The organism is Chryseobacterium oryctis (assembly GCF_025971925.1).
Lineage (GTDB): Bacteria > Bacteroidota > Bacteroidia > Flavobacteriales > Weeksellaceae > Chryseobacterium > Chryseobacterium oryctis.
Window position 1 is genome coordinate 213,203 of record NZ_JAPDHV010000006.1, and the last position, 11,011, is coordinate 224,213.

At 32.1% G+C, this 11,011-nt stretch carries 9 protein-coding genes; 2 read left to right on the forward strand and 7 right to left on the reverse strand.

Translation table 11 applies throughout. The annotated features are described in order from the left end of the window. Window positions 1-120 precede the first annotated feature (120 nt). The 4 genes from OH806_RS13905 to OH806_RS13920 form a co-directional block, all read right to left on the reverse strand. Window positions 121-267 carry a hypothetical protein gene (locus tag OH806_RS13905; RefSeq protein WP_264744275.1) on the reverse strand — a complete coding sequence of 49 codons (147 nt, stop codon included), beginning with the start codon at window positions 265-267 and terminating at the stop codon, window positions 121-123. Between the two features lie 126 nt (window positions 268-393). Continuing rightward, window positions 394-924, reverse strand: a complete 531-nt coding sequence (locus OH806_RS13910) for a DUF1697 domain-containing protein (protein WP_264744276.1) — start codon at window positions 922-924, stop codon at window positions 394-396. Window positions 925-934: 10 nt separating this feature from the next. Then, window positions 935-2,284 carry a hypothetical protein gene (locus OH806_RS13915; protein WP_264744277.1) on the reverse strand — a complete coding sequence of 450 codons (1,350 nt, stop codon included), beginning with the start codon at window positions 2,282-2,284 and terminating at the stop codon, window positions 935-937. Between the two features lie 15 nt (window positions 2,285-2,299). Beyond that, the gene (locus OH806_RS13920; protein WP_264744278.1) at window positions 2,300-5,785 is read right to left on the reverse strand and encodes a glycosyltransferase family 117 protein; all 3,486 of its coding nucleotides are present in this window, start codon (window positions 5,783-5,785) and stop codon (window positions 2,300-2,302) included. Window positions 5,786-6,012: 227 nt separating this feature from the next. Between OH806_RS13920 and OH806_RS13925 the strand changes: the two genes are divergently transcribed. Then, window positions 6,013-7,050: a PLP-dependent cysteine synthase family protein gene (locus OH806_RS13925; protein ID WP_264744279.1), complete on the forward strand. Its 1,038-nt coding sequence runs from the start codon at window positions 6,013-6,015 to the stop codon at window positions 7,048-7,050. A gap of 83 nt (window positions 7,051-7,133) precedes the next feature. Then, window positions 7,134-8,405 carry an aminotransferase class I/II-fold pyridoxal phosphate-dependent enzyme gene (locus OH806_RS13930; protein ID WP_264744287.1) on the forward strand — a complete coding sequence of 424 codons (1,272 nt, stop codon included), beginning with the start codon at window positions 7,134-7,136 and terminating at the stop codon, window positions 8,403-8,405. 55 nt (window positions 8,406-8,460) lie between these two features. Here OH806_RS13930 and OH806_RS13935 read toward each other — a convergent pair whose 3' ends face one another. The 3 genes from OH806_RS13935 to OH806_RS13945 are packed head-to-tail and all read right to left on the reverse strand — an operon-like array spanning window position 8,461 to window position 10,789. Continuing rightward, window positions 8,461-9,273, reverse strand: a complete 813-nt coding sequence (locus OH806_RS13935; protein ID WP_264744280.1) for a hypothetical protein — start codon at window positions 9,271-9,273, stop codon at window positions 8,461-8,463. Window positions 9,274-9,278: 5 nt separating this feature from the next. Beyond that, window positions 9,279-10,019 carry a hypothetical protein gene (locus OH806_RS13940; RefSeq protein ID WP_264744281.1) on the reverse strand — a complete coding sequence of 247 codons (741 nt, stop codon included), beginning with the start codon at window positions 10,017-10,019 and terminating at the stop codon, window positions 9,279-9,281. A gap of 47 nt (window positions 10,020-10,066) precedes the next feature. Beyond that, window positions 10,067-10,789: a hypothetical protein gene (locus OH806_RS13945; protein ID WP_264744282.1), complete on the reverse strand. Its 723-nt coding sequence runs from the start codon at window positions 10,787-10,789 to the stop codon at window positions 10,067-10,069. Window positions 10,790-11,011: the final 222 nt, after the last annotated feature.

The following is an 11,011-nucleotide window of genomic DNA, read 5'->3' on the forward strand; positions in this document are numbered from 1 at the left end:
GAGAAAGTTTCTTTAAAAAAAATTCCCGAAGAGGGAATATCTTCGGGAAGGGAATATTGTTATAAAGAATTGCAATTTTTCAAATTATAATTCTTTCTTTTCACTGTTAACCTACATTTTTCACTTTTGATCACCTGGCTTATGTTTATGAGGTTTTAAATCTGGATGCTTTGGCTGAACCTCTGGTGTAACTCTTCTTCTTTTATCAGGAGTTCCATCTTCTTTTTTAGGTTTTGGACCTGGTTTAATAGCTTCGATTTTAGTCATAATTATTATTTTAGTTTGAAAATTATATATTTACGTTTCCTTTAAAAACAAAGATAATAACGTAATTTTACTATTTATTACGGGAAACCGTATATAATACAAATTTTATAAAATATAACTAATAAATCATCCGTTCATCTTCTTCAAAATCTTCTCAAAAGTATTGATATTCCTGCTGGTAAATTGGTCTTTCAGGCTTTTCTTACCTAAAATTTTACCAAAACTGGAATCTAAAGTACTCCCTTTCGGAACCTGCCAATAAAAAACATCATCAACAATTTGAGCTTCTTCGTTTTCTGTTTTTGAAGCTTTTTCAAATTCATCCATCAAAATATTTTCAACACCATCATTTCCGACAAAAGCATAAATATGAAAATCGTCTTTCTTCTCAAAAGGATTTCCGTTCCAAAAATTGGCTGTCTCTTCCTGAGATTTTATGAACAAAAAGGCTTCATAAGAAAAGTAATCAGACATTGATTTTTCAAGTATTTTCTTTAATTCATCTGCTTTTTTATCAGAAGAAAAAACAATATTTCCGGATGCTAAAATGGAAACAACATCCGTCATTCCAGCATTCTTAAACACTTGACAAACGTCTACCATTTTCATAGTAGTTCCTTTCACATTCACACCTCGAAGAAAAGCACAATATCTCATAGTTTTAGTTTTACCAATAATAATTTCCGATCAACTGCATAGCAAAAGTTTGTAATAAACAAAGAACATATAACGTATTTAAACTTTCAGTTTTCAACTCTTTTAAAAATAATACAAAAAATGGTACAATATATAAACAAGCTCTTGCTGTTTCACCAGTTCCGTAAGCTCCCGTCAAAAACATTACTCCTAAAGCTATCAATCCTGAAAAAGAAAAAGCATTAAGCTGTTTATCTGTAAATAGATTGAAGTTTTTATTTTTAAAGCTAAAAAAGTAAGCTACATACGCAAACGATAAGAAAAACAAAATTTCGCAAATATCTTCAAGTCTTGTAAAGAAATAAATAATTGGAGAATGTAACAACATAAAACCTTTCGGATTTTCAGAGTGACTTGCCTCGAAGAATGTCGTTAAATGATTACTTCCTGTATATTCATAACTTCCATAAAAGAAAGCAACCATTAAAACAGTACAAATAAATGAAGCGATGGCAACCGAAAATTGCTTTTTGAATAAAGTAAATAATGCTAAAAGTCCTAAAAATGCCAATAAAAATAATCCTGAAAAAGATAACATATTGGTAATAATCAATCCGACCGAAGCCATTACAATTCCAAAGAAATTTAATTTATTCGTTAAATAAATTTTTGAAATTCCACATAAAAACAACAATGTTGAAGTAAGAATTATCGCATCAATAGTAACCAATAGATAAATATTCACAGATGGTATAATAGCAAACAATAATAACAAAAATTTTCTTTTTGTTTTTTCGATATTAAAGTTTTTCATCAACAAATTCATCAACGGAAAACTTAGAACCGAAATCGCCAAAAAACCTAAACTCATTCCTAAAATACTTCCATTAAACAATTCTAAAAACGCATAATGAATCAATGTTGTATAAGGTGGATGAGTTTTTGTATGAAGCTGAAAAGATTCAAGATTATTATTAAAATTTAAAATCCAAAGTTTCCAATCTGTAATGTTAACTGCATCGGCATAATATTGCCTTCCTTTGTAATAAAAAGGCTGTAAAAAAGCAATATCTACGCTTCCTTGTCCCATATTTCCAAATACAATCAATAAAATGCATACAAGAAATACAGCAAAAAAACTTAGTTTCTGATGGTAATGATATGCTAAAAAACCGGTTCCTAAAAATAATAGGCAGAATAAACTGCCTATTATTAAAAATGAGGATGGATAGATTACCGAAAACGGAAATAAGAGATTGTTTCCGGTAAACACCACATATTTATTGAGTAAAAAAATGCTTACTGCTAAAAATATCCATACAAAAATTGCTATAAAAAAAACTTTTAAAGGGAAATTTGTTTTTTCTAAATATTTCATCATTCTTAAAAATGTTTATTATTGTGTTGCTTTAATAATTGCTGTTGTAATCTGCTCTTCTTTTTCTTTTGAATAAGTAGAATCGAAAGGTTCCATAATATCAAATAAATACTGATAAAACGGAGTAATTTTCTGTACTTTTTCAGATTCACTTACGGCTTTTTCTTTGCCCATTTCTTTCAGATTTCCAACAAAAGTATTAAACTTCTTATCAATTGGTTCAATAGATCTCACAAGATAATCGTAAGCCTTATTTTTTTGTCCTGTTTGATTATAAGCATCTGTAACAGCCTTTACAACCATTGAATATTCGGCAGGTTTAGCACCCATTGCTCTTCTCAGATATCTTTGTTCCGACTCTTTTAAACTTGCATAATAATCATATTCTTCAAAAATTCCTTTTTTAAGAACTTCAGCAAGTTCCAATCCTTTTTTCTCTTGTCCTGCAACGATGTATCCGTAAACAATTGAACTTAAAGAACGAGGATCATTGTATTTCTGAGCAGGAATTTCTTTTGCTGCCAAATCTAATAATTCAAGAGCCTTCGCTTTTTGACCATTCATTGCCAATGCCGCCGCCGCTCTACTCGCAGAACTTCTATAACTCATAATGTTTGAAGTTGCCGTTTCATCAAAATGCATTTTCTCATTTTTGAAATTACCCCATCTGAAATTTTTAACGGTATTGTAAAGCGAGTTTGCATCTACTCTTCCCATTTCTCCATCCGGAGTTTGTGGTGTATGAATCGGAATTAATCTATAACTAAAACCATCAAACTGAAGATAATCATCTAGGTAGAAAATATTTTCGCTGTCATAAACACCTCCTGAAGAGAAATTAATTGGTCTCTTCCAGTCAAAATTTGCCAAAACATCAAACATCATCAGGTTGTTTTTATAAAGTGTGTTAGCTTTATAATCAATCATAATCTGATTTGCTGTATTCGGAAGATCTGCCTGATTGATAATACCCGCTGCTAAAGCATTATTTTTATTTACAGGTAAAATGAATTTTTTTACAGGTAAGAAATTATATTTTTCATATCTCTCTTCTCCGAAAATCATTTTAAGAACTTCGTCTTTCTGAGGAGATTTCTGTTTTATAAAGTTTACAGCCTCTTTCAAAGTCATTGAATCCTGAGTAAGATATTTTGTAAATCCTTGAAGTTCACTTTCAGGTACTCCCTGTTCTTTTAATGAAGCAAAAATTCCTTGCCAGTCTTCTTTTTTCATTAAATAAATCTGATCATTCACTCCATCCCTGTAATCATCATGCGTCAACTGACCAGGAATAGCATCTGCATTGTACGTTTTTCTTTTTACCTGATCAATATTCCAAGGGGTTGATAAAAGTGTGAAGTTTACTACTTTCACATCATCTCTAAACTGTTCAGTCTCCTGAATTGCCCAAACCGGATAAGTATCATTATCACCATAAACAAATAAAATATCGTTTTTAGGTAATGTTTTTAAAATTGAATATCCATAATCATATGCCGTATATCTGTCACTTCTGTCATGCACATTATAGTTTTGTAAGCCCATCATAAAAGGAACTCCTAATAAAATAACACCTAAACCTATATTGGCTGCATTCGATTTCACTTTTGATTGTAAAAACCAAAGAATTGCACCTGCACCAAGACCTATCCAAATTGCAAAAGCATAGAAAGAGCCAACCATTGCGTAATCTCTTTCTCTTGGTTCAAAAGGTTTTACACCTGTATAGAAAATAATACCAACACTTGTAATAATAAACAAAGACAGAATTGCATAAAATCTTCCGAAATCTCTGTTCATTTGGAAAAAGAACCCGATTAAACCTAATAATAAAGGTAAAAAGAAGAATTTTACAGTACTTTCATTCTTGAATTTAGCAGGCATTTTATCCTGACTTCCCAACAAAGCATCATCAATGAAAGATATACCTGAAATCCAGTTACCTTTAGTGCTTTCCATATTTCCTTCAAGGTCATTTTGTCTACCTACATAATTCCACAACAAATATCTTACAAAGTAGTACCCGTTCTGAAAAGTAAAGAAATAATCCATATTCTGAGCAAAAGAAGGCTTCTGAACGGTAATCAAATTGTATGGCTTTACCTTTAAATAATCTGAAACCGTAATTGTTTTATCTTCATATTTTGCTCTTAACTCATCAAATATTTGTTTAGCTTCAGGATTATCTGCAATATCTTCATTTCCATAATTGAAAGCAAAATCAGGTGCTCCATACATAGAAATGTAGTTGGCCATGACTCCTTTATCTTCATTAAACATTCTTGGCATGAAGCTCACATGAGACTTATTGAAAACATAATTGAATCTGTCACCAGTTTTTCTATAGGTTCCTGTTTTTTCGTCTTTTTCGTAAATATCTCCTGTTTTTTGAGTTTTGTAGCTTCCATCTTCGTTTTTCTCGATACCATTTGCATCAAGGAAAGCTGTGTAATTTTGACCATAAGCTGTAGGCCAGTCCCCATATTGTACCCTGTTATAATAATCCAGCATTCCGATAGCATTATCCGGATCGTTAAGGTTCATTGGAGGATTTGCATTTGCTCTGATAGGAATAACCATCCAACAAGAGAAACCTATAATCATATATACAACTGATAATGCTATAGTCTGGAAAATATTTTTCTTTGCTTTTCTGGCATACTTAATAAGGAAATAACAAATTGCAACCATTAAGACAAAACCTGCAATAGTTCCTGAATGGAAAGGTAATGATAAACCATTCACAAAGAAAATTTCAAGTTTTCCGAACATTGTCATAATGAAAGGGAAAATACCTTTAAATACAATCGCAAGAATAATTAAAGTCACAACGTTTGCCCATAAGAAGTTTTTCCAGGTAAACTTGTAGTTTCTTGCATAGTATACAAAACAAACCGCAGGAATAGCCAACATACACATCATGTGTACTCCCACAGAAAGTCCTAAAATAAAGAAAATAAGAATAATCCATCTTTCATTGTCTTTTTCCTGATATTCGTTTTCCCATTTAGTAATCAACCATACTAAAAGCGCAATGAACATTGATGCCATAGAATAAACTTCCCCTTCTACAGCCGAAAACCAAAACGTATCTGAAAAAGTAAAACATAAAGACCCTACTAATCCAGCAAAAAGAATTGAAATTTCCTGATGCTTTGTAATTTCATCAAAATCTTTGTTTAAAAGCCTTCTTACAAAATGAGTGATTGTCCAGAACAAAAACAAAATCGTAAAAGCACTGAACAATGCAGACATTGCATTGATAACGAGAGAATAGTTTTCACCTTTTCCTAAAGCAAAAATGGCTGCCACAGCACCCACAATCTGGAATAAAGCCGCTCCCGGAGCGTGCGTTACTTCTAATTTTACCGCAGAAGAAATGTACTCACCACAATCCCAAAAACTGAAATTGGGTTCTATGGTGGACAAGTACGTGAAAAATGCAATGACGAAGACTACCCATCCCAAAATGGTATTCCATTGCCTAAAAGTCCAATTTTTCATAGTATTAAATCAATTATGCGAAAATAAGGCTTTTATCTTATTTTAGACCGCTTTTAACAAAATTTAAAAATTTTGGCGCGTTTTTTGAAAAGTATTGTTTCCTTATTGATTGCAATTAGAAAAAATAGATTTGATTTAAATCAGTACTTAGAAATCAAACAAAAGTTTAGTAATTATTTATTTTTTTGTATTTTTGCGGTCAGATTTTTATTGAAAATAACAAACTAATGAGTAATGTTTACGATAATATCCTTGGCCTAATAGGAAATACTCCTATGGTGAAGCTAAATACTGTCACAAAAGATATTCCTGCAACCGTTTATGCCAAGTTAGAGTCATATAATCCTGGACATTCCACTAAAGATAGAATTGCACTTCATATTATAGAAAATGCTGAGAAAAAAGGTTTATTAAAAGAAGGATCTGTAGTTGTAGAAACTACATCCGGAAATACCGGTTTCTCTATCGCAATGGTTTGTATCATTAAAGGATATAAATGTATTCTTGCCGTAAGTGATAAAACAAAACCCGAAAAAATCGCTTATTTAAAGGCTCTTGGTGCAACTGTTTATATATGCCCTGCTAACGTACCTGCGGATGACCCAAGATCATATTACGAAGTAGCTAAAAGAATTGCTTCTGAAACACCTAATTCTGTATACATCAATCAATACTTTAATGAGTTGAACATTGATGCACACTATCAAACTACAGGTCCTGAGATTTGGGAGCAAACTGAAGGTAAGATAACTCACCTTTTTGCTTGTACAGGTACAGGAGGAACTTTATCCGGTTCAGCAAAGTTTTTAAAAGAGAAAAATCCTGATATCCAAATTATCGGAGTGGATGCAGACGGATCTATTCTTAAAAGCTATCACGAAACAGGAGAAATCCACAAAGAGGATGTTCACCCTTATCAGATTGAAGGAATGGGAAAAAACTTAATCCCATCTGCTCTTCTTTTTGATAAAGTAAATGAATTTGTAAGAGTAAATGACGAAATGTCTGCTTATAGGACTCGTGAAATAGCCCTTAAAGAAGCTATTATGGGAGGTTACACAACTGGTGCTGTTACACAGGCATTAATACAATATGCACAATCTCATGAGTTAACTAAGGATAATGTAATTGTTCTAATTTATCCAGATCACGGTTCCAGATATATTACCAAAGTTTACAGTGATAAATGGATGGCAGAACAAGGATTTATAAACAATTGTGTTCATAACTATGATGAAGTTTTCAAAACAGAATTCATCAAGTAATTATAAATAAATTATTATACAAATCAAGCCTTTTTTGTAGACTGCACAAAAGGCTTTTTTACTTAAAAATCACTAAGACAATGTTGGATATTTTTGAAAGAATAAAAGAAAATCCTGGTCCTCTCGGACAATTTGCGGATTATGGTGAAGGTTACTTTATTTTTCCTAGATTAGAAGGACCGATTGGACCAAGAATGCAATTTCAAGGGAGAGAAGTAATTTTCTGGAGTGCCAATGATTATTTAGGACTATGTAATCACCCTGAAGTAATAGAAGCTGATGCTAAAGCAGCTGCAGAATACGGGATGTTTTATCCGATGGGAGCCAGAGCAATGTCAGGAGAAACAGAGCAACATTTACAATTAGAAAGAGAATTGGCAGATTTTGTACAAAAAGAATCTGCATACTTATTAAACTTCGGCTATCAAGGTATGGTTTCTACCATTGATGCTTTGGTAAACAGAAATGATGTTATTGTATATGATGTAGATTCTCATGCTTGTATTGTTGATGGTGTAAGATTACATGCCGGAAAAAGATTTACGTATAGACATAACGATATCGAAAGTCTAGAGAAAAATCTTCAAAGAGCAACCAAAGTAGCTGAAGAAACTGGCGGAGGTATTTTAGTAATTACAGAAGGTGTTTTCGGAATGAGAGGGCAACAAGGTAAGTTGAAGGAAATCTGTGCACTAAAATCAAAATATCAGTTCAGACTTTTAGTAGATGATGCTCACGGATTCGGGACACTTGGTAAAACAGGTGCCGGAGCTGGAGAAGAGCAAGGATGCCAGGACCAAATTGATGTTTATTTCTCTACTTTTGCAAAATCAATGGCTGGTTTCGGAGCTTTCCTTGCAGGAGATAAAGAAATTATAAGATATTTAAAATTCAATTTAAGATCTCAAATTTTCGCAAAATCTTTGACAATGCCAATGGTAATCGGAGGTTTGAAAAGATTGGAATTATTAAGAACGAGACCTGAAATCAAAGCAAAACTTTGGGAAAATGTAAATAAATTACAAAATGGTCTTAAAGAAAGAGGCTTTAATATTGGAGACACTAATACTTGTGTTACACCAGTAATGATGCAAGGTACACCTGTAGAAGCTACTCTTTTGGTAAAAGACTTAAGAGAAAACTACAGAATTTTCACATCGGTTGTTGTATATCCTGTAATTCCTAAGGGAATGATTCTGTTAAGATTAATTCCTACAGCTTCTCATACAGATTCTGAAATTAATGAAACTCTTGCAGCGTTTGAAGCAATCCATGATAAATTAGTAAATGGTTACTATAAAGAGCAAGAACAAAAACTACTACAAGAACAAGGGTTGAGTTTTAAACCAATCTAAGCAATAAAAATAAAAACCACTGAAAATTCACTCAGTGGTTTTTTTATTTCTAAAACTATAATCCTATATAACGTAATGTAAGATTAGATAAACTACCATTTGGTGTTATAATACTATTAACAGTAGAACCTGTATCCCTATAATATCTATTGATTGAAAATATTATTCTATCATTAGCATTAAGTGTTACAAATCCAGACATAGCACTATTACTATCAAATGTAAGACCTCCACTAGGGAATCCGTATGCTGTTCTAATATTTGGTGAAGGCTCTGCACCATTTACAAAAATTTTAGCTTCATAAGAATCTCTTTGGTCAGAATTTGCCGTTGTTGAAGAACTGCTATTAAGCGAAACTACTGCCTGTACATGATAAGTACCAGCTTTTTTTACCACCAACTCTCCCGCTGCATTTACCTCAAAATTTCCTTCATCATTAGCAATAAGACTTGAACTGTTAAAACCTAAAGTTCTTAGATTTGTAGATGAATATGTCAGATTACCTTCATTAAAACTGTTTTTACAGCTTACATAGGTAATCGTCTTGTCTTTTTTCATTTTATTCATTGAGAAAAAAGGAATCCAATTTTGTGTATTATTATTCCACCAATAAAAACCTCTTTCAATTTCTTCTGTTGCAGGATTTTCATAATCTAAAAAAACCAATAAACCGTGCTCTTTAGAATCTGCCAAATTAAGAGAAGTTACTCTTGGAATGATAACACCGTCTGTTTTCAACGGATTACTAATATCTTTTGTTTTTACTTCTAATGTAGTAAGCGGTACATTTGTATTTATACCTACCTGAGATGAGAAGCATGTAAAAGAATTTCCTACTATAGCTAATATATAAATAATATTTTTCATGATAATTAATCTAAGTATGATAATGTAAGTGTATAAATTGATGCAGGAAATACATCAGTACTAGAATTACTTGTCCTTCTAGTTTGAATTGATATCCTCTGACCTTTTGTTAAGGTTATAATACTTGAAATAGTGTGGCTGGTACTTCTATTTGCATTATCCGCTGATGGAATAGGTGACTTAGAAATAAGTGTCGGGGTTGTTGAGTTATTAATAAATACTCCTACTTCGGTAGATGTGGCACCAGTTTCTCCAACTCCTTTAGTTATACCTCCTGTAAAAAGCAAAGAATAATTACCTGTTTTTCCAATGATCAAATCTCCATTACTCAATGTATAGTTGGCATTGGGAGCTTCGATTGTTGAAAATACAGTCTTATACCATATATTCGTACTAGCTGCTCCAGAAGGGATGGTCGGAAAACCAGGGGATGTTACCATAGTTTTGAATAAATTTTTGTCCAGAATTTTACTTTGGAATATATACTGCCATGATTCATTATTATTATCCCAAAAATACAATCCTTCAAAACCAGCTCCTTCGTTATTGTTATCTAAAAAAACAAGCATTCCATTTTGATCTGCACCAGGAGTATCTGATGTAAAATGATTTACTGTAGGAAATAATATCCCTGCAGAATTTTCCGGGGTCTGGATTGACTTGGAAGATATATCTAAAAGAGCCTTCGGACTATCAGTATTAATTCCTACTGATTTTTGAGCCGCTAAGCTGGAAAATGCACACACTATGAATATATAAAAGGTACTAATTTTTTTCATAATTCAATTATTTATTAGTCATTTAAATACGTTAAAGTAAGACAATTGGTTCCATATCCAACATAATCAGTACTTCCTGTCTCTGTCGTTTTCTGCACTGTAGCACTCAACATATCATTTTGTGCTAAATCTAAAATTCCACTTACGGCAACACTACTAGCAGTTGTCGCTTCATTTGGTATAGAGTTAGATGTTGATAAGACCATGCTACCGTTTTTTTTAATTCTATATGTATATATAGCTCTATTAGCAGTTCCTGCATCTTTTTTCAGTGCAGAATTAAAACTTACCAAATATTTTCCACTTTTACCAACTTTTACCTGATTACCAGAAACAGTGAAGCCCGTAGTATCATATCCTTTTATGGTATTAAATAAAACATTATTTTCCGTATCTCCTGAAGCTGAATATCCAACTCCGGTTACTATATAAATACTATCATCATATGTACGTACAAAAGAATTAAGAAATACCACCCATTCATCACCGTCCCAATAATAAAAATTATCCGGTAAAGAAGCATGTCCTGTTAAAAACACAATATGTCCTTTAGCTTGAGCTGTAGGAAAATTATTCACTCTAGGAACTAATATTCCATCCTTACCAGAAGGTGATGAAGCATTATTAGGCTCCATATGGAGGCTTGCCTGGGGATTTTGTGAATTTATACCTACCTGCGCCTTTATACTGAAAAAGCTGGCAAAAAGCATAAAACCACTTATAAAAAATTTTTTCATTTGTCCTTAGTATTTAAATTATTATTTAGCCTTAATATAATTATGATTATTATAAACTTTACCAAAAATAAATTTCATTAAAATAAAAAAAGTAAAGTTTGATTTACTAAACTTATTATTTTCGTCAATAAGTTTAGCAAAAACCGATAGCTACCTACGTGAATTTTTATAAATGAGTAGAGGAATTAATCTTTGTTTAGGGAATTTCATTATATATATTAT

Excerpts from the sequence above, each read along its gene's own strand:
- OH806_RS13905 (WP_264744275.1), bottom strand. The coding sequence starts at position 267 with ATGACTAAAATCGAAGCTATTAAACCAGGTCCAAAACCTAAAAAAGAA.
- OH806_RS13920 (WP_264744278.1), bottom strand. The coding sequence starts at position 5,785 with ATGAAAAATTGGACTTTTAGGCAATGGAATACCATTTTGGGATGGGTA.
- OH806_RS13925 (WP_264744279.1), top strand. The coding sequence starts at position 6,013 with ATGAGTAATGTTTACGATAATATCCTTGGCCTAATAGGAAATACTCCT.
- OH806_RS13945 (WP_264744282.1), bottom strand. The coding sequence starts at position 10,789 with ATGAAAAAATTTTTTATAAGTGGTTTTATGCTTTTTGCCAGCTTTTTC.
- OH806_RS13935 (WP_264744280.1), bottom strand. The coding sequence starts at position 9,273 with ATGAAAAATATTATTTATATATTAGCTATAGTAGGAAATTCTTTTACA.
- OH806_RS13915 (WP_264744277.1), bottom strand. The coding sequence starts at position 2,284 with ATGATGAAATATTTAGAAAAAACAAATTTCCCTTTAAAAGTTTTTTTT.
- OH806_RS13910 (WP_264744276.1), bottom strand. The coding sequence starts at position 924 with ATGAGATATTGTGCTTTTCTTCGAGGTGTGAATGTGAAAGGAACTACT.